The following is a 19,561-nucleotide window of genomic DNA, read 5'->3' as shown; positions in this document are numbered from 1 at the left end:
TCTGTTTTCTTCCCCAAAGAAAAGCCCTCTGCCACACCAGTTCCTTCCCAGGATCGAGCATGTGGCAGAGGGTTGCATCATCTCAGGCGCAGGTCTCCTTCTTCCCTGCTTGCTGTGTCCCTGCCGTCATGAACCAGGTGACCTGCTTTTCTAGAGCCGAAGTACAAATCATAGGCAAGGGTCTAGTGCACATTTTCGCCAGGATCTTCGTCCTTCCTTGAAAAGGGCGGCGAACTGCTATCCTTTTCGAGGAAGGATAAGGCGACTATGCACTTTGTGTAGGTGCGGTCCCGACATATTTTCCCCTCTAAATTCCGTTAGGGGCAGGGCTACTCTTACAGGAATTTAGAGGGGAAAATATGTCGGGACCCCAATTTCAAGAAGCTGGCAGCACCTGTGTCGAATGTCCTGCTTGCGGCGCACGCCGTACCCTCAAATCTCCCAAAGATCAGCCTCATTTCCCATCGCATCAAAGGCGCTTAACCCCACCACCAAAAGGAGAACGACGTTGGGTAGAGCAGGAACAGATCTGGAAAGTGATTGAAGATTGACCATCCGGCCTGAATGCGATTTGTCGTTTCTTTCTTGACGCTCTTGACCCTTTCGACTATACTTAAGTCTATGCAAACGACAACCCTGATACACCAACAGAAAAGCTATTATTACCGATCTGCCCTTTGGCGAGGGAGAGCGGTAATTGTTGTGTGCCTCACATAAGAGAAAACAAAGATCCGCGTACCAGAACCAAGGGCAGAGGTGAGCAACCTCTGCTTTTTTATTGCTTTTTTCTCAGGTGATGTCTACAAAGCAAGAGAACAAAGGAGAGTAAAAATATGTTGCAACACGAGGCGGAACATGCAGAACAAGAGTTACTGGCAAGTTTTGAGCGAACAAGCGAGGAGTGGTTCTCGTTGGAGGAATTTCAGCGTCTCCTTCGGAGTGGTCGCCAGTTACGCATCAAGTATGGGGTCGATGTAACCGCTCCGTTTCTGCACCTGGGTCATGCCGTCAATCTCTGGATGATGCGCCAAATGCAGGATTTAGGACACAAAGTGATCTTTCTTCTTGGGGATTTTACAACAACTATCGGCGATCCAACGGGGCGTAACAAGTTACGACCCATTATCCCATCTGAAGAAATTGAAGCCAACGCCCAGGAATTTATCAAGCAAGCCAGGATGGTGCTGCGCTTTGACGATCCAGATCTGTTAGAGATCAGGCGTAACTCGGAGTGGTATCAGGCGATGTCTGTGCAAGAACTCCTCCACTTGCTCTCAATGGTAACCCATTCGCGCCTCGTCGCTCGCGACATGTTTCAAATGCGTATGAAGCAGGGGCTCGAAATACATATGCATGAGTTGCTGTATCCGGTGTTGCAAGGCTACGACTCCTTTATGCTTGACTCTGATCTGACCATTATTGGTTCCGATCAACTGTTCAATGAACTGATGGGGCGCTTCTACCAGGAGCACCTCGGTCAGTCACCTCAGGTTGTGATTACGACAAAGATTACGCCAGGGATAGATGGCAAGGCCAAACAGAGCAAGAGCCTGGGCAACTACATTGGATTGGGACATAGTCCACGTGATAAGTTTGGGCGCACGATGACGCTACCCGATTCCTTGATCGTGACCTACTTTGAGGTCTACACTGATCTACCCATAGAAGATATAGATGAGATCCGCCGACATGTAGGGAAGGAACCGATGCAATGCAAGCTTCGCCTCGCCTATGAGATCGTCAAGCGCTATCATGGAGAGGCGGTGGCTGAGCAAGAGTTGCGCTGGTTCCAAGAGACCTTCTCAGCACGTCAGACTCCCGAAGATATTCCTGAAATCACACTTGAGCAAGCCACACAAACGCTTTTAGAGTTGCTCAAAGAGCTCTTTGCTGGGCAAAAGAGTAACCGCGAACTGCGACGCCTGTGTGAGCAGGGAGGGGTTTCGCGCAACAATGAGGTATTGCGTCAGCCCGAACAAGTGGTTGAAGTGTGTGATGGTGATGTGTTTCGTGTCGGGAAGCGAACCTGGTTTCGGGTGCGCCTTCTCTAGGAGGGGTGGGGTAGCAAACCTAGACGAATGAACCTTGACAAATATGTGCAATAACCGTTGCAAGAAGGAACGGCACTTTCCTCACAAGAGAGAAGAGCGTACCTACCTTCATTGGATAGTTAGACAGACAACAGCGTGATACTGTGGAGAGTGAAGCAAAACTAGTGGTAATAAGCACGACGAGTGAGCAAGTTTTCGGGGGACGGATGAGCAATCGGTGCGACGAGTGAGCACTAGGGCAGATGTGTCCGGGAAAACCGCTTCCTATCTGATATACTTCTTCTGGACGGTGTAAATTGTGTTCTTTGTCGCGCGACTGATTGAGCCGCCCAATCTGCTCGCGTCCCCCGCTCCTGTTGGAGGCTGGCTCATGGTGCTATCCGAGGTCTCGGGCATCGATCTGTTCTCGCATTGCGGATCGCTCCTTCGCCAAAGATGAGTATGCAAAATAGGAACACGAAGAAAGGTCTAAAACACGACAATGGCTGGTTCAACTCTAGAGCGTTTGTATTTCATATTAGTGGTACCTGATCCTGATTGGCCGGTTGGCTGCTATCTTGTGCAGACAAAAGATGGAAAGAATGTGCTCGTCGATAGTGGCTTGCCTTTCAGTCATGAGGAATCTGATGGTCAGCCTCCTATTTGGGGGAAGAATGTGGTTGAGCAACTTGCCGAGATAGGTCTAGAGCCTGAAGACATTGATACAATTGTCTGTACCCATTATGATCGAGACCATATAGGCTATCATAGCGAGTTCACCAATGCAGAGTTTGTGGTGCAGCGAAAACACCATGAGGCGGCTCTTCATGGGCTAGAGCGTTTCGCTCTTAGTCGGATTCATTGGGATCTTCCTGGGAGAAAATACCGTCTGATTGATGGAGATGTTGAATTGTTTCCAGGATTGCATGTAGTTGATACGAGCGGTCACGTGCCGGGTCATCAGTCAGTCCTGATCCATTTACCACAGACAGGTGCAGTGTTGTTAGCAATCGATGCTGTCACGAGAAAAGAGTTCTGGCGTGTAGATCGGGAGACAGGGCCAATGGATATGGATAGGGATGGGACCATTGCGAGCACACGAAAGCTGATAGACTTGGCAGAACGGGAGAAGGTGACATTGGTCGTTTGTGGACATGATAGCGATGGGTGGAAGGCATTGAAAAAGTTGCCAGAGTATTACGGCTAGAGAAGTGGGCGATCCTTCGGTCTCGCCCCATAGCGCTTTTTTCATGAGTGTTGTGTAAATCCCACAATTAAACTGGCGGAGGAGTACAATTATTCTGGTGGCGTGCGGCTTTCTCTGCTTACTGCTCTTCGCGCTTGAGAGGCGAAATGAGCTATCTTCCTCTCTCAACCAATGTCTCACCACTGACCAGGATAATTATGCCGCTCCCGCCAGTTTAATTATGGGATTTACGTGCGCCCTTTCACGGGTAAAGGAGTTTCTCAAAAGAGATATGCTTGAGTAATGGCATAAGGGTTGAGCGGCATGCGTAAAGCCTCAGCAAGGCTTTAGGTGTGAAGCCCGCTGACAAAGGAGCTTGTGATCCTAGCCGAAAGGACCCAAGACCGAACCCTGTGACCTATGCCGACGAGAGAAACCTTCGTCCGAAGCGTCGTTAGATAAGACGGGTGAAATGGCTGACACACCCGACCCAAAATGGGATGGCGGCTGTCCGGCTATGTGTAAATTATGGCTGGAATTGCTCCGAAGTCCGCCCGGCGTATAGGAGGCGAGCTAAGGGTCACTAGAACTTCTTTACTTGGAATGGGGGAACTCTCAAACCGCTTTACTCGACAGAGACGCGAGAATGCTAGCGTGCGGCAGAGAGGGCGGAGGCGGCATAGTAACCGAACGCCACGCTGTAATGGCGAGGACATGGTGAAGGTCCGCCAGGGAAAGACGCTTGACGAGAGGAAGAATGGATGCAGTGAGGAAAGCAGATGACGGTTGGAGTAGTGGCATCATGTTCTCCAGCAGAGTGGGGGATGCCATGCAACAGGTTGTGCTGTGCTCAAACTGGTGCTCTTCACGGGGGCAACCCAAATCCACCACCTCATACGCAAGGGCCGAATAGGTCATGTCGAGTACTGGAAAGCGCAGTGCGGGGAAACTCGCCTGCTGCGTTTGGACGGGGGGAAAGGACGTAAGTCCCTACCTATCCGTACAAGTAGAGGCAAACGTTTCAATCCTTGTATCAGTGGGTTTATTCTCCGCAGGAACGAAAATGTATGCGAGAAAAAACGGTCATACGGCGTCGTTTGCTGAGAACAACATGCCAAACACAACATGGAAAAGTTATGTGAGAAAAAGAAACACCACAGTTCATCAATGATATCGCTTCTTAGGCCATCTGAAGAGATCTTCTAGAAAAGTATTCTGAGAGAAAAACGAAAAGTATTCTGAGAAACGTCAGTCAAATAGGGTGTTGAACCTGAAAAACCATCCGTGTAGTGAAAGCCACGCGGATGGTTTTCTTGCTGCTAGCCTGTACTTTTGTTTTGGCGTTAGCATTTTTGCAGAGCTATGGAGCGACTTTAGCCGCCCCATCACAACAATGTCACACACGAGGCGCGCTTGCCTGGTGCACTATTTCACGCATTTGATCCAGATGAGATGCATCGTGGTATAAACCCAGGATAAAGCGGCCAATGGCATTGAGTTCGCCAGCTTGCGGGAAGAATGAATATGTCATTATAGTATCCAGGTGAGGCTCGTCAGGCCACGCGTCGAGCATAGCTTTACGCATACGACGGCTCTCCTCAAGACGCTGGCGCACCTGAGCGATACTTGTCACGCTCTCCCAGGGAGTCTCGTAGCGCGAACGACCCTCAACCTGCAGACCACGGGCCAGCACGAGAGCCAGGGCGGCGGCCTCTTCGGATGAAGCGGTGGCGTGAACCACCACGTGGCCCAGGGTCCACGCCAGGGCGGCCTCTTCAGAATTCCCAAAGGTATCGTTCGCCTGGGGATCTAGCGGCACGAATGTCACGTCCGCATCAACTGTATCAGTAATGATCTCTTGCATTACATTGATCGTTTCATCGGTAAGCTGATAAAGATCGGTCTTTGTCAGACCAGCGGCTATGTCTGCCAGGGTCTGAGAGCCGCTTGTCACTGCACTAAAATCGAGCATAGGGGTCTCCATCAATGAATTTTTGTTAGGAAGTAAAAGGATCTCAGGTTTTTTCAGCGCCTGTTTTCCTTAAGCAAGGCTTGGTAAATAAGGTGACGAGTGATCAGATTTTAGGGCGAAGAGTGATCAATCGGCGCGAAGAGTGATCAGCTCAACTATTGGCGACGAGGGAAGCCGCTTGAGATGCGGATCGTTCTCAATCGTTTCTGTCAATTCGCGTGCGAATTTTCCTGTTTTTGCCTGTTATGAGTGGGCTATAGTAGCATAAACCCCAGCGAGACGCGCCTGCTTCAGCCCAAAAAAGGCCGGAACAGGGCAGCAGAAGCTCACAATCCAAGCAATTTTTGCTCATGAATTTACACTATTGAAAGTGGTAAATCTGCTTGTAGAGCCATGTTGCTCATCAGCAAGAGATGAGCTGATCACTCTTCGCGCCGATTGATCACTCTTCGCCCTAAAATCTGTCAACTCGTCGCACTTACTACCATCTCGATGGCAGCAGTATACCACGACAATGGAACTGTTAAAAGAGCCATTCATAGCTATAATAAGGGGGCCATTTACGAGCAAGCGAGGTCTTCAAAACGTTTCAATAAGAAGAACAGACAGGAGCGTATGTCTACAACCCCCAAAAATGCTGATCTTTCATGGAGAACAAAAGAGCAGAATTTAGTTTCAACTCAACTTCTTCGCTATAAATACAGATTATATGAATAGAACTGTCTGTCTTTCTGCCACCCTGCGACCTCGTAGAGCGTTTGTGCATCGCTATTATTGACGGCAGTTTTTAAGGTTAAGCCTCTGGCCTGGGTTTCTACGGCAAATTCTCTTGCACGATCTAAGAGGGCCTTGCCAACACCAGAACGTCTTGCTCCCTGTATGACAAAAAGATCGTTTAATATCCACAGAGGTTTCAGTGAGACCGAGGAGAAGGAGGGGTATAGCTGCGTAAATCCATACGCCTGCCGTACTCCATTTTCGTCACTTTTGAGTGACAGAGCGAGGAAGATCACTGAACTGTTTTCCTGCAGTCGCGCGGTAAGGAAGTTTTGCGCGGCTACTATGTCTGTTGCTTGCTGATAGAACTGGCGATATGCGTCGAAGAGCGGTGCAATGAGTGCTACATGTTCTATCGTTGCCATGGTAATCTCAAAGGTAGATTTATGCATATTCAAAACTTGTCTCTCCAGCCTTTCCAATGCCAGTCGTGGAACTGACAGTCGATGGTAAATGGCATTAAGCAGTTACGCTCTTACCATTTGGCCTATCAGTGTATTTTTAACGAAAAAGTACGACGTACCAGATAACTACGGATGTGTTTCAAATGAAGAGGCTTGAGAGGTGGTTGGAGAGAGCGATCACCCGTTCATTGAGGATGATCATAGACCAGAGCGTGGTTTGAGACCGTGCTCTTGAAACGGACTTGCTCGGAGGAAGAACACCATCTTTTTTCGTGTAGAAAAATACAATAAAAGCAAGCTCAGCCTCAGTTATCTGGTACGTCGTACTTTTTCGTCAAAAATACACCGATAGGCCAGTGGCTCAGCAGCAAGGGCAGGAACTGGTCAAGGTAGGGAAAGAGGCGGGTGCCGAAATGGTCTGCGCGCCGAGCCTGAAGGCAGCGCTTGATCGGAGTTGGGATCAGATGGAGCAGCGAGAGGAAGCGTTGAGCTTCAGGAGATTGCGTGATTTCTCGACCGGTGTTCTAGTAAATTGGCTGAACGTTGAGACGCAAATGCTGGGTCGATCGCTCTTTGTCCGAATTTCCAACCAATTTACCAATACGAGCAACAATATATCAGCTACTTTGCTCTGATGGACAGCCATTATTGTACCTTCTCACAAGAGGCACGATAATGGCTGTCTCAGGACGCTTTCGGCGGTTATCCAACCATTAGCACGAGTTTTCCACGTACATGGCCGCCCTCACTCAACTTGTGTGCCTGGGCTACGTCTTTGAGAGGGAGAACTGCGTCAAGATGGACCTTGAGATGATCATCATCAAACAGTTTGGCAATCTCGGCTAGTTGCTTCCCTGATGGATGTACCAGAGGAAGGAAAAACTGAACTGCTGCTTCCGAAGCGAGCTGATCGCCAAGCTCTTTTATCGCTTTTTCGGCACGGAGAGAAACCAGCCAGCCGCCGCGTTTGACCACCTGAAACAAATGTCTGAAGACATGCTTATCAGTCGTCGTATTGAGCACTCCATCCACCTCCTTTACTACGTCTTCAAATGCCTGCTTCGTGTAATCGATGACGACATCAGCTCCCAGGTTCCGCACAAATGTCACATTGCGTGTCGAGGTTGTAGTGATAACTCTCGCACCTTTCCACTTCGCAAGTTGGATGGCAAAGTGGCCTACGCCGCCCGCTCCACCAGCAACGAAGACGGTCTGCCCAGCCTGCAGATGAGCAACCTCGAAGAGCATCTGCCACGCGGTAAGTGCAGCGAGTGGAACACCAGCAGCTTGCAGATGAGTCAGACGTTGTGGTTTGAGTGCAATATCTGAAACTGGCGCGCTAACATACTCACTATAGGCTTTGGCCTCGTTGGGAAAACGAGGCATGCCATAGATTTCATTGCCAAGTGCAAATTGTGTGACACCTGGGCCGAGCGCGATGACCTCGCCTGCAATATCCCAACCCAGGATATAGGGAAGTCCCTTAGCCCCAGTGGTGAAGGGCAACGGCGCTTTACGCGAGGCAACGTCCACGGGGTTGAGCCCAACAGCACGTACACGTACCAGCACTTCCCCCATCTGTGGCTTTGGTCGCTCCACGTTTTCATAGGTGAGCACATCGCTCTCACCAAACGAGTGGATTTGTATCGCTTTCATGAATGACATGATGGTATCCTTCCCAGAAGGTAAATATGGTACAAGATCTCTCATAATCTTGCTGAGAGTAGTGTATGTGTATCCTTTCCTCTTTACAAGTACGCACATATTTGTGATATAGTACCAAAAATGAGAGTAAAGGAAGGGTCGCTTTCTGAGGAGGATGCTTTGAAGAAATACTGCCAGCAACGTGTCAACAAAGCGTATTCCTGCCCTGTTGAGGCCACTGTAGATGTTATTGGCGGAAAGTGGAAAAGCCTCATCATCTATCATCTGCTCGCTGAAAAAAAACGCTTCGGAGAATTGCAACGCTTGATACCTGGTGTTACCCTGCGTATGCTCACGCTCCAATTACGTGAATTAGAGGCGGATGGCATCATTGATCGCCAGGTCTATCGCCAAGTACCACCCAAAGTCGAATACTCGCTTACCAGTTTCGGCGCCAGCCTACAACCCATTCTGCAACAGATGAGTAAGTGGGGAGAGAACTATATGCATCTGCTGGAAGAGAATCAACAACGAAGCTGACGTAAAACGCTTTCCCTCGCGATGACAAGTTTCTCCTACGTGGTGCATTCGCCAAGTAAATGATAGAATAGAAAGGAGGGAGATGGAACGAAGAAGAAAGGCGAGGATATGCGGACTCCATTGTATTTGCGGCCTTTGAGCGAAGAGGAAGGACGTGTGATTGGGAAATTGGTGCGTTCTCAGACCGCTTCAGTGCGCCTGATAGAACGAGCCAGGGTCATGTACCCGGCCAGCCAGGGAAGAACAATTCCCCAGATCATGAGCGAACTCCATCCCTCATCAAATACCGTGCGCAAGTGGTTCAAGCGCTTTGAGAAACAGAGACTCTCCGGGCTAGAGGGCGAGCCTCGTTCAGGAGCCCCGTCGCGCTATACACCAGAGAATAAAGCCCTGGTGGTGCAGACGGCACGTACGCGGCCTGTGGAGTTAGGACTTCCCTACCAAAGTTAGACCTTTGAGCGGCTGGCGTGCCTGCTCTTACGCTGTGATGAGATCAACCATTAGGGGTGCAGGACAACACTGACTCATATTCTTCAAAAAGGCCCAGAGAAGTTTCATCGCTGCTGGAGGACACCGAGTCCGCATCTGGTACTGATCCAGCCTACCTCATTGGATCTTGATTATCTTGCCCGGATACTTTCGCTTCCCGCGCGTACCTTCCGGCCACAACATATCATACAGAACTTCTCCGTCTCTATGACAAAACCATCCCACGTCCCAGGCTTTTGAGTACATCATTTTTCTTTCATATCTGCTCTGAGTGCCTCGCAGAGGCACAATTGCGCCGGCGTATTCTGACCTTACCACATACTGTCCTCAGCTGTAAACCACGGAATTAAGTGGGTCTTCCCCTGGTTTGGTGAATCTGCCTGCTCGCTTGCCAATGATACTTCAGCACTGCTGGATCGTTTGTTGCTGTAGAGGTTGTTATTGATTGAAGAGAGCAGGAGCACACGATGTCATTTTCTCCCCGGCTGATCGTGATTCAGAGCATCTGCACCAATTGGACAAAAGCATCGCGCGGAGGGACCAATGCCTCGGCCAGAAGCCATACCCCTCAGGCCCTTGAATTGCCAGCTTTTCCTTCTCCTGTGTTCAAGGAAGAGGTTTTTCTCCATGAGGTCGTCTATGGTGAGCATAATCACTTCCAACATCCTAGAGAAAAGTGGGAACAACTGGAATTCGCTCATCCCTTCCGGCTGGATTGCCTTGCCCTCACTCTGCAGGAGAACCTGCTTCAGATGACAGTGGAATGGGAGCGTGCTGAGGGCGTTCCAAGACGCTTTGCCCTCGCAAGAACGGCATGGTCTCTGCCAGTTCATCAGTGGGTACGTATTGCCTACAATCTGCGCCTCTCGCTTTCAGACCAGTGGGTCTACAAGAAACGGGTGGTCAATGTGGGTCTCTTTGAGCCAGGCTCTTCTCTGAAAATGTTTGTGGAGAGAGAGCCAACCCATACCTATGAAGATTTCGCCCAACTCTGGTAGACCTGCTCCTTCAGGTTCTAAAGCGCATGCAGCACCCGCTGGCGCAGCAATGCAAATCCCGCTCTGCCGTACCCCATGCGTTTAATCAGCTTTAATTTGTTCACTTTTCCCTCGACGATGCCATTGCTGTGAGGCAAAGTCAAGCCTGCAACGACAGCCGCTTTATCTCGCTGGATGCCAAGAGTAAAGCTCTGTAATTCGGGGATCTGGCTGTCAACGACCTTGGCAAGCCACGCATCGAGGCGTTCGCCTGTCCGGGTGCGCAGCATCTGGGCAAACTCGGGGTTTGAGCACGGTAGGAACCAAAAGTCGGAATAACTAAGAAAAAGCAACCAGTTTCCTTTGACTTGAGAGGTGAAAACAGCAGAAACGACTTTTTGAGAGAGATATTTCGCTGAACATTGCTTCTTGACCGTCTGATGGAGAGCTTTCTCTGTGCGCGCTCCAGGCCAGTTCAGCACGCTACTCCGACTTTTGGTTCCTACCATGCTCAAACCCCGATATGCAAAAACCCCCACATTGGGCAAACTTCGACCGATTTGAAATCGGTGTCAATCACGGGAATCGGTGGTGGTCATCCAGATAAATCCGTTCCCGATGTTTTTTTGCTATCACCACAGTGTAAGTAGGCCACTGAGGCACCAGAGCGTAGATCATTGTTTGTCAATCCCACCTGTCTGCAATGTTCGCCAGCAGACAGGTGGGATCGATATCAAGTGGCCTGGGACTGGCTTGCATTGGAAATGTGCAAGCCAGTTACTTGACTCCAGAAAGGTCAGAGAGGGACTAATAGCTTGCTGTGGTGGCTACCGTTTGAAATGTTTCGTTGATATAATATTGGGCACTAGCACGGGCGGAATACCCGCTAGCATCACCCACCATTGCACTATAGCATGATGTCTGAGTGACAGCAACAAGTCCATTGCCGCCTGCATCAGCGCAATCATAAGACTTACCATCGTTCCGCTTTATTATCGCCAATCCTCCGTGAGGATATGTCAGCGGTTTGTTAAACACCACTTTTGCCCACGCGGCCTGGCACGTTGCGCTAAAGCGAAGGTAAGCGGTTGCTCTCAACCCTCCTCCTAAATCGGCACTCGTTGCCGTCCATTCAGTGAGTGCAGAACTATCGCAGCCCGTAGAGACGGGACTTTTCCCATCACAAGTTGTGTTATAACAGCTTGTCGCAGCAAGCGCTGTGGAAGTGGTGTGCGCGGAGGCAACTCCTGTGGTGAAAACCAACATGGTACTGAGCATGGAGAGCATCAGCCCCAGCGACATCATTCGTTTGATACTGAACATCTTTTTTCCTTTTGTTTCCTTACGGATTGTGCTAACTGGAACCCCTGCCTCAAGGAGGGGTTTGCCTACGGTGATGATCACAACGTGATCACTACAAAGAAAGAGGATTGAACGGTCCTTTTTGTGACAGCTTTCCAGGATCTTCAGACTGTTGGGATTGACAAACAACAATCAATTCTCTGTTATGGTGGCTGTTCCCAACATATGTGACCAGATGATTCCTGGGCCTACAGGAGTATTTGACACGTTCATATAGATGACAAGACGAGCTAACGACATGCCCTCGCTTCTCAATAGCGATGGCATCGGTCTCGCAGCCTCAATCTATTTGGTTCAGGATGAGAGAAGGTGATCTTCTTGCTCCAGCGCAAGCTGGCTTCGTTTGCCATGCTCCCCACGTCCTGCCACAATCACAATACAGGAGAACAGTGAAAGAAACAAGTACGCAAAATTATGTGACTCTCGGCATAACTTGGCCGCCTCGGCCACATTTCGACGTTCTGGCAATACTTCCGATTCGGATTTGACCAGCCAGACAGGCCACTTTGCAGATTTCTCAGCAATACCTGAAAATCTGATTGGCTTCGGAAGCCGATTAAACGTACTGGCGAAGTCTGCACTTTCGGCCAAGTTATGCTTGCTTTCTGCACTCTCGGCCACATTATGCTGTTTTAGCACAACAGCAATTGAGCTTGAATGCTTCGGCTTATCGGCCAAGTTATGCCGTTTTTGGCGGCCATTTTATGCCGCGAGTGACAATTTTAGGGCGAAACTAAGGAAATCGGCGCGAAACCGAGGAATCGAGCATTGGTTGTCTGAACATATGGCTCCAGAAGGGGCTCGCAATACTCGTCATTTGTAAATTCACGGCAAGATGATCGGGAAATTCCCGCCACTTCTCGACCGAAGAAGGCTGAAGGATTGAATGTGCATGCTGTAAATCACGGGATTATGATAGCGGAATTATACAAATTCCGCTATCATAATCCCGTGATTTACAGCAAAAGAGATGCGTAGTTGACTGTCTCAGCCCTGGCTCTTGATGAGAACTCATTCTGTGATAAAATCTCTTCAAAAAAGGAGACGCTCTCCCATGCCTCATGCAGAATTGCCTGTCGAGAAAATCCTTTCCCTGTTGGGCGAAGGGCCAACACGGATTGCAGCCCTCACCTCCGACCTATCGCCCGCGCAGTTGCGCACATCACCGCATGGGGGAGCGTGGTCCGCTACTGACGTATTGGCCCATCTGCGTTCATGTGCGGATGTGTGGGGTCAGTGTATACATGCAATCTTGGTTGAGGAACAGCCAACTCTTCGTGCAGTCCACCCGTCGGCTTGGGTCAAAGGGGTGGACTATCCCACCTTGGAATTTGAGCCCTCCTTGCAGGCGTACACTGCTCAACGTGCCGAACTCCTGACCCTGCTGGAATCCTTATCTGCCGTCGCATGGTCTCGTACTGCTACGATAACGGGTGCCGGAAAGCCACTTGTTCGCACAGTAAAATTTTACGCCGAATGGCTTGCTACCCATGAGCGCTCGCACTACAAGCAATTCAAGCAGTTACATCGAGCCTTTTCGTGAGGGCCTCCAAGAGCTTTTGGTTAGAACCGCAAAGGAACATGAGCTATGAGATCGTGATGAACAGAATGAAGAGGAAAGAAACCAGATGAGGAGCGATTTCTCCAGGGCTGGATGGTCAATTTCGACTCTTCGCGTTAAGTGGGCAATGCGCCCTGCCCATATACATCCGAAAGGTCAGCATGGGCATCCTCAGGAGAAACCCCTATTTACCGCGTAACGCAGCCAGGTCGGGATCGCTCTTTGAGCGCTCTTCGAGTTCGGGAGCGGATGTCAACGCTTCCAGGAGAAGAGCGTGAGCTTTCTCCAACTGGTTCTGCTGGGTGTAGAAGCTGGCCAGATTATAGAGAAACCACCCTTTCACCCATTGCGGCACCTCAGCCTGAAGGATTTTGCTAGCACACCTCTCACGGACCTCAATCGCCTTCGGGAGATCATTATGGTCGAGATAGTACTGTGCGAGATGCTCTTGTTCGTGCTCGTAGAGAGCACCAAGGAAGGTTGTATACAGCGGATGTTCTCCAGAAATTTTGGGGAAGCGCGTGGAGATCAGATCGTCTTCGCTCAGTTGCTCGGTCAAAGCAAAGAGTTCGGCGTAGGTCCGCTCAGAGTCCGCCTGAATCTCTGACGCGGAGCGCTTCTGTTGCTTCCCATACGTCGTCGCGTTCAGGTGTTCTTCATCCTCATCGCTCGATGGTATGTCCTGATGCTGTAGAAGGGCCGTCAACTTCCGGATGAGGTCCTGACGCCAGAATGTCCTATGAGCGATGTGATCTTTAGCGGACCAGCGTTCCCACGTCCCATCCGCATCGCGCTCAGTCTCGCTCATCCCCTGCCAAAACGCTTCTTCATCGAGCCGCCCCTGCCGCAAAAGGTCGAGGACAATAGCTTTAAAATTCTGTGAGGTCATTGAAATACCCTTTCTTGTCTCGCAACAATACATTTCTCTTACCAGAAGTATCTCACAGTAACAGGGCAATTTTGGCCCGCTTTGTGTAAATTCCGCTATCATAATCCCGTAATTTACATGCTGGTCTCCCGAATTTACAGAAACAGCGTACAACAAGCTGCTTCAGAAGCGGCGTTCTCAGGCGATGAATGGTCAATTCCTCGGTTTCGCGCCGATTTCCTTGGTTTCGCCCTAAAATCTGTGTGAGTTTGACCCAATTTACTATCAGCCTATGTGCTCTTGCGCGTACAGGAAGGCTATACCCTGGCCACCGAACGCAGCGCGTTACGGCTCTTCTTCGGGTCTCCACTCCTGGCAGAAGCCGTTCCACTCCCACCACGCCACCGGGAAGAAATTCATCGTTCTCGCCAGTCTCCCGAGTCTGAGGAACAACCCTCACCCCATTTTCAACCCGAGCACTGGCAGCCCTCCTGGCCTTCCTTCGCGTGACCGGATTACGGCGGCGCGAAGTGAGAATGCTGCACGTTGCACACATTCAGGAGCAACCAGATGGACGCGTCATGCTTCGTGTGCAGGGCAAAGGGGGCAAAGTGCGCCAGGTCCCGGTCATATCAGGGCAAGAAGCAACCGTGCTCAGCCTGGTGCAAGGCAGGAACGAGGAAGAAAAGGTCTTTGCTCAGATCCCCAGTCACCTGGATATCCACGCCTACCGTCGGCAGTATGCGCAGGCGCTCTATCAGCAACTCTCAGGGCTGCCACACCCTCCTGCCACTGGTCGACTTCCGCGTGGCATTCTGGATGAGAAGGCAGTACTGGCTGTCTCACGAGCGCTGGGGCATAACCGTCGAGATGTGATCCTGACCTACTACCTGCGCTGATTCTGATACCATTCCAGGAACATTGTGCCCTTTGAAGACAAGTTTGGCGCAATGGGAGACATGAGTGTTGACTGGGCAGTCATACGAAGCATTTTCCAGAACTCAGTTTGGAATGGTCTCCTTGAAAGTTTTTCCTTGTATGTTATCACCTCCTGGGAAGCAAGCAGAAATCCCGAATGTGGACAAGAGCTATATATGAGAATCCACAAACACGCCACTTCTTCGGAGGTATCTAAATTACAGTTTCCAGACACGGGCGTTGCTATAGGCGACCTCGGTGGGGCTTTGAGCGGAGGCGGCATAGACACCCAGGTATCCAGCGTTGTAGGAGGTATCGGTCCAGTTGGCGGCATACTGGCTATTGACGAAGAAGGAAAAATTGTTGCCGCGCACAATGATTGCCAGGGTATTTATCTGCTTGAAGCCTTGCTTAATGGCGACACAAGAGCCTTCCGTTAGGGTTTCAAGGGAGTTTTCGGTTTTTGTGTAGTGTAAGACGAGATAGGTGCCATCGGCGCGAATGGCAAAGTGGTACCCTTGTTGATTGTTGTAACCAAAGGATAAACCGCCACTATCGCCCTGGAGAATGGCGGCCTGGATCTCGAAGGCGAAATCATGGATGGGAGCGTCGATACCTCCGCCGCAGGAGTTAAAGTAACCGGATGAAGTGACAACATTATGGTAGGAGTTCGTGAGGTACTTGCAAGCGCCAAAGCTACGCACCTCCTCATCCCAATGACCGCCCTGTGAGTTGTCACGCATGGGATCATTCAGCGTCGGTGGCGTGCGCTTGAGCTGATTATACTGTTCGAGAGGCGAGAGATGGGTGAAGGTAGCCGTTGCGTTGACATTGGCCCGGGTTGTAGCAGTCTGCTGAGCACTGGTGGTCGCGGTGGCGTTCGCTTTTTGTACCTGCTCCTCGTGGTGCTGATGGGTAAAGAGGCCCAGCGCGCCAGGGATCAGCAGCAGGGCGCAGGCGATAAGTGTGATGCCGAGGGGGCGGTTGCGCCGGTCGTGGCTCTGGAGCTCAAGCACGTGTGTGGATAGTGGCGGTGACTGCGTGCTCTTCGCAGGCGTCTGGAGAGAGTGTGAGAGGGATGGGTTAATATTGGCTTCGGGAGGCGTAATCGGGATTGAGGCTTCGCCTGAGAAGGTAGGCATGGGAGTTGCGAGATCTCGCGGGAGGGCCGAGAGCGAGCCCACTGTGCCAGAGAGGCTGGCGGCTTCAAGGGCCAGCGCGAAATCTGAGATGCTAGGAAAGCGCTGAGCAGGCTCTTTCGCAAGCCCCCGCATGATGACTTGTTCAACCTCTATGGGAAGACTGTTGATCTTCTCGCGCAAGGGTGGTGGCGAACTCATCAGGTGTTGAGCATATATCTCATCATGGGTGCCGTTGAAGGGGCGCTCACCCGCCAGCCACTCATAGGCTATGGCTGCCAGGGCATATTGATCGCTGGCGGGACGCGCCGCACCTTTAATCTGTTCAGGAGCCATGTAGGGAACGGTTCCCGTAGGCTTCTGGGTGCTCATAGAAGATGTCTGGTGGGCCATAGCGGCAATGCCAAAATCGGAGAGCAGGATTTCGCCCTGGTGTCCAATAAGCATGTTCTCCGGCTTGACATCGCGGTGGATGAGCTTGTGATCGTGTGCGAACTGGAGAGCCTCCGCGACCTGTTTAATGTAGGAAACGACCTCCGCGAGGGGGAGACGTGAGCCGCGTGGATGGCGCTTGCGGAGCGTTCCCTCCGGGTAGTAATCCATGATCAGGTAGGCTGTGTCTCGCTCAACGGCGTAATCGAGAATGGGAACGATATGGGGATGGTGTAGCAAGGAGATGAACTCTGCCTCCTGCTGGAAATCGGTGATATACTCTTCCGCTATCTGGGAACGCAATATCTTTATTGCGGCTTGCTTGCTCCGGATCCAGATATGCTGTCCGAGATAGACCTCGGCGAAGCTACCATGACCAAGGAGATGCAGCAAACGATAATTACCCAACTGCTGGCCTACAAGATTGACCATTTGACGCCCTCAATGTATCTGTAGAAATAGAAATATAAGGTGTATTTGATATTTTTAGTGTAACACATCTCTGTTATAGAGAAAAGCCATGGGGGCGGAATCACGCGTGATTCCGCCCCCCATGGCTGTAACTGTTTACTCTCTGCAAGGGTATTCTCAGTGTCTGATCCCCACACCCATGCAGGAGGGGCCTACCTTTTCCTCTTTTCCTTCTACGTCATATCACTTCAAGGTGAATAGTTACAAGTTAGATTAATCACCCTATTGACCTACTCCCCATGCCTGAAGGACTGACACTTATACACAAATATGAACGTTTGCAGAAGATCCTCAGCATGGTGCGAGGGAAAGGTGTTGAAAAAAACTAGGACCGCATTTTTCTCTGGGAGAGCTGTTCCTCCAGAGCATGTAAGTAGCGGTCAGGGTCTTTCCGAAAACGATGCTGTTCACGTCGAGCTTCATGCCGATAGTCAACGTGCTTTCTGAGCGTTTGCCACTGCGTCAAGTCGCGAGGGGCCAGGTCGGAGCCACTGAAGTGGTAATGCTGGGTAGCAACTGCTGCAACAAGACGTACTGATCCGCGCACGACGAGACTAGGAGAGGCTTGTTTCCGCCCCGTTGCGCGTCGCTCATGGTAGCGCGTGGAGCCAAAAACGTGTTCGAGGTCATTGTTCGTGCGTGGGAGATCAGCCACGTCATAACAGTGAAACAACCCGGGCCAGTAGCTCGCCGTGACTTTGAGAAAGGTCTCAGCCATTTGTTGGAGTGAGGCACTCAGGGCACCACTGGATCGCATCGTCTCCAGCAGTTCCTCATACTGTTGTCGCACCTCTGTCGAGGAAAGATGGTCGGCGTTCGTCAAGATATGTGAAGCCTGATGTACCCAAATATACCCTGCTTGCACATCTGGCCACAACTGCTCCGTCGCTGCTAATCCCTTTGTCAGGAGTTGATGCAGTTTGTTGAGGGGAGATGGCAGCCCCCTTTTTGAGCGACTCGCTCCAGAGAGGCTGTAATCAAGGAGAGTCGCTCATACAATTTGAGACCAGGAGCAGAGAGTGGTGGATGTCCGTCGTCGGTCAAAGCACTTCGGGCAGCGAGGCAATACTTGCGTGTAATGACCCCTTCCTCATTCTCCTCTTGCTCGACTTCTCGTTCAATTGGACGAATACCACGAACCTGCTTTTTCATTTCTTTCTTGGCGTGGCGATCTGCTTCGTAGACCGGCTTTGCCGCTTCGCGCAGATAATGAAAGTGACATAACTGATGAGGTATCCCTGGAAACGCCGTCGCTACTGCATTACGAATAGAATGTTGCCCATCCGAGATCACCCCATGGATGGGAACGGGGAGCAAATCTTGTACTTCCTTGAGCAGTGTCACGAGGTCGGTCTCGCGCTCGCTGAGGAGAGGCCGTGCAAGCAGAACCTCACCTGACACACCATCGCGTACCACCCAGAGCACTTCATGACCCACATCTGGCTTCAATCCATCCACTGCCAGAATGAGGTATCCTTGTTTACACACAAGAGCTTTCAGCCGATGATGATCTGTCATGTGAAGGGTGACTAACTCTTCATAGCGAGCCAGGAGATTGAGCACGGTCCGTTCGCCAATTGAGAATCCACGTTCATGCAGGCTCTGATGGATCTCTCTCAGGCTTTGATGTCGTCGATACCGCAGGAAGCCGACGAGTGCAATTACGTCTAATCCATATTCTCCATGTGGTAATTGCCCATGCTCCTTCAGCCTCTGGCCGATAGGGCTGGTGATAGCGTGGGCAGGCTGGAGAGATGCATCGACGCACTGACAGGTACAAACGATGACGTCCAGTGAGCGTGGTAACTGTGCGTTGCGTATGGTAGGTGATATGGGCAGCCTTACCACACGTCAGGCAAGTGGACGAGAGTGGCTCAAGAGTATGGATGGGAAGCATGTCCGAAGTGTGCTGAGGCCGTGCCATGGTGCCACCTTCTTTCTTTCCATTCCAATGGGGCATGAGAAATCAACAGGCGTATTGCAGCTTCAAGTTGCCCTTTTCTCTGGTACCGTGATACACTTTTTACGGCAATATACCTGTTGATTGGGATTCTTTTTACAGAGATCCAATCAGATGGGTTGGCTGTTTCTGCTTGTTTTCTATATACTGAAAGGCAATTTGCTTGTTACATACCGTGTTCTCTCTTTCCTGTAAGTGATAGGGCATCTACCCATCCCTGTCTATGACTGCAGCCAGGAGCACCAAAGCTTTGTTGAGCAAAGCCACATGGCGTTCGATAAAGCCTTCAGAGAGATCCTGCTCTACGACAGTCCATAAGGCCATCGCTATCCCTACGACCGCCCCAGCGAGAACGAGGGCCTCCAGATCATCATGAGGCCGTCCCAATCGTTCTGCCAGTGCCTCGGCAACAAGTGGTAATCTCCTGGCAAAAAGGTCAGGCATTTGCTTGCGCAACTCCGGTTCTGTTCGTAACAATGCCTCGCGTTGCCGCTCCTGCTCGCGCTCCTCAACGGAGGTTTCGTCAAGCGCCTTCAGGAGCGCATGCTGAAGCGCCCGAAGCGGTTTCATCTCAGCAGGCATCGCCAGAAATCTTGCCAGGGTTTTTGACGCGAAGACATCGTAGAGGACGATATCGGCCTTGGTGGGGAAGTAGCGAAAGAATGTCGCACGCGAAACCTCCGCTGCCTCGGCAATCTGTTCTGCTGTCGTAGCGCTGTAGCCCTGCTCACGAAACAATTGCAAGGCTTCCCGCTGAATGGCCGCTTTCGTCTTGTTCTTCTTCTGCTCGCGCCAGTTCTCAAGCGTCCGATCATCGTTATGCATATTTCA

The 19,561-nt window shown here is 50.9% G+C and carries 17 protein-coding genes and 2 pseudogenes; 9 read left to right on the top strand and 10 right to left on the bottom strand.

The genetic code is table 11. From position 1 onward, the window contains the following. Positions 1-833: 833 nt before the first annotated feature. On the top strand, positions 834-2,051 hold the full coding sequence (gene tyrS, locus KTE_RS34015; protein WP_201389516.1) for a tyrosine--tRNA ligase: 1,218 nt from the start codon (positions 834-836) through the stop codon (positions 2,049-2,051). A gap of 481 nt (positions 2,052-2,532) precedes the next feature. After that, complete coding sequence (locus tag KTE_RS34010; RefSeq protein WP_201389514.1) at positions 2,533-3,237, top strand: N-acyl homoserine lactonase family protein; 705 nt, start codon at positions 2,533-2,535, stop codon at positions 3,235-3,237. Between the two features lie 1,375 nt (positions 3,238-4,612). Here KTE_RS34010 and KTE_RS34005 read toward each other — a convergent pair. Both KTE_RS34005 and KTE_RS34000 read right to left on the bottom strand, forming a co-directional pair. After that, entirely contained in the window at positions 4,613-5,188 is a 576-nt protein-coding gene (locus KTE_RS34005; protein WP_201389512.1) for a DinB family protein, read from the bottom strand. A gap of 692 nt (positions 5,189-5,880) precedes the next feature. Further along, positions 5,881-6,330 (bottom strand): N-acetyltransferase, encoded by a 450-nt coding sequence (locus KTE_RS34000; RefSeq protein ID WP_236600786.1) that lies wholly within the window; start codon positions 6,328-6,330, stop codon positions 5,881-5,883. A gap of 395 nt (positions 6,331-6,725) precedes the next feature. Here KTE_RS34000 and KTE_RS33995 point away from each other — a divergent pair, with 395 nt between their 5' ends. After that, positions 6,726-7,004 carry a hypothetical protein gene (locus KTE_RS33995; RefSeq protein WP_201389508.1) on the top strand — a complete coding sequence of 93 codons (279 nt, stop codon included), beginning with the start codon at positions 6,726-6,728 and terminating at the stop codon, positions 7,002-7,004. A 67-nt stretch (positions 7,005-7,071) separates the two neighbouring features. Here the strand turns inward: KTE_RS33995 and KTE_RS33990 are convergent, their stop codons facing one another. After that, a complete protein-coding gene (locus tag KTE_RS33990; RefSeq protein WP_201389506.1) occupies positions 7,072-8,034 on the bottom strand; it encodes an NADP-dependent oxidoreductase in 963 nt (320 codons plus the stop codon). A 159-nt stretch (positions 8,035-8,193) separates the two neighbouring features. On the opposite strand from KTE_RS33990, the gene KTE_RS33985 reads away from it, so the two are divergent. From KTE_RS33985 to KTE_RS33975, 3 genes are all read left to right on the top strand, one after another. After that, complete coding sequence (locus KTE_RS33985) at positions 8,194-8,553, top strand: helix-turn-helix domain-containing protein (RefSeq protein WP_236600785.1); 360 nt, start codon at positions 8,194-8,196, stop codon at positions 8,551-8,553. Positions 8,554-8,661: 108 nt separating this feature from the next. Further along, positions 8,662-9,003, top strand: a complete 342-nt coding sequence (locus KTE_RS33980; RefSeq protein WP_201389502.1) for a helix-turn-helix domain-containing protein — start codon at positions 8,662-8,664, stop codon at positions 9,001-9,003. A gap of 506 nt (positions 9,004-9,509) precedes the next feature. Continuing rightward, the gene (locus tag KTE_RS33975) at positions 9,510-10,040 is read left to right on the top strand and encodes a hypothetical protein (RefSeq protein ID WP_201389500.1); all 531 of its coding nucleotides are present in this window, start codon (positions 9,510-9,512) and stop codon (positions 10,038-10,040) included. 17 nt (positions 10,041-10,057) lie between these two features. Here the strand turns inward: KTE_RS33975 and KTE_RS33970 are convergent. The 3 genes and pseudogenes from KTE_RS33970 to KTE_RS33960 form a co-directional block, all read right to left on the bottom strand. Beyond that, positions 10,058-10,321: pseudogene (locus tag KTE_RS33970) on the bottom strand (transposase); the annotation flags it as partial. A gap of 505 nt (positions 10,322-10,826) precedes the next feature. Continuing rightward, a complete protein-coding gene (locus tag KTE_RS33965) occupies positions 10,827-11,510 on the bottom strand; it encodes a DUF2690 domain-containing protein (RefSeq protein WP_201389498.1) in 684 nt (227 codons plus the stop codon). Between the two features lie 165 nt (positions 11,511-11,675). Then, entirely contained in the window at positions 11,676-12,059 is a 384-nt protein-coding gene (locus KTE_RS33960; protein WP_201389496.1) for a hypothetical protein, read from the bottom strand. Between the two features lie 376 nt (positions 12,060-12,435). Between KTE_RS33960 and KTE_RS33955 the strand changes: the two genes are divergently transcribed. Then, positions 12,436-12,924, top strand: a complete 489-nt coding sequence (locus KTE_RS33955) for a DinB family protein (RefSeq protein WP_201389494.1) — start codon at positions 12,436-12,438, stop codon at positions 12,922-12,924. A 202-nt stretch (positions 12,925-13,126) separates the two neighbouring features. On the opposite strand, the gene KTE_RS33950 is transcribed toward KTE_RS33955, so the two are convergent. Continuing rightward, on the bottom strand, positions 13,127-13,831 hold the full coding sequence (locus KTE_RS33950; protein ID WP_201389492.1) for a DinB family protein: 705 nt from the start codon (positions 13,829-13,831) through the stop codon (positions 13,127-13,129). Between the two features lie 279 nt (positions 13,832-14,110). Between KTE_RS33950 and KTE_RS33945 the strand changes: the two genes are divergently transcribed. Both KTE_RS33945 and KTE_RS33940 read left to right on the top strand, forming a co-directional pair. Next, positions 14,111-14,320 (top strand): hypothetical protein, encoded by a 210-nt coding sequence (locus KTE_RS33945; RefSeq protein ID WP_201389490.1) that lies wholly within the window; start codon positions 14,111-14,113, stop codon positions 14,318-14,320. 26 nt (positions 14,321-14,346) lie between these two features. Further along, positions 14,347-14,709: a hypothetical protein gene (locus KTE_RS33940; protein WP_201389488.1), complete on the top strand. Its 363-nt coding sequence runs from the start codon at positions 14,347-14,349 to the stop codon at positions 14,707-14,709. Positions 14,710-14,946: 237 nt separating this feature from the next. Here the strand turns inward: KTE_RS33940 and KTE_RS33935 are convergent, their stop codons facing one another. The 3 genes and pseudogenes from KTE_RS33935 to KTE_RS33925 all read right to left on the bottom strand — a co-directional run bounded on the left by KTE_RS33935 (position 14,947) and on the right by KTE_RS33925 (position 19,555). Then, the gene (locus KTE_RS33935; protein ID WP_201389486.1) at positions 14,947-16,731 is read right to left on the bottom strand and encodes a serine/threonine-protein kinase; all 1,785 of its coding nucleotides are present in this window, start codon (positions 16,729-16,731) and stop codon (positions 14,947-14,949) included. A gap of 364 nt (positions 16,732-17,095) precedes the next feature. Further along, positions 17,096-18,694, bottom strand: a pseudogene (locus KTE_RS33930) (transposase). A 243-nt stretch (positions 18,695-18,937) separates the two neighbouring features. After that, on the bottom strand, positions 18,938-19,555 hold the full coding sequence (locus tag KTE_RS33925) for a TetR family transcriptional regulator (protein WP_201389478.1): 618 nt from the start codon (positions 19,553-19,555) through the stop codon (positions 18,938-18,940). Positions 19,556-19,561 lie beyond the last annotated feature (6 nt).

It is taken from the genome of Ktedonobacter sp. SOSP1-85 (assembly GCF_016587415.1).
Lineage (GTDB): Bacteria > Chloroflexota > Ktedonobacteria > Ktedonobacterales > Ktedonobacteraceae > Ktedonobacter.
This window is presented reverse-complemented; position numbering and strand designations above follow the sequence as displayed.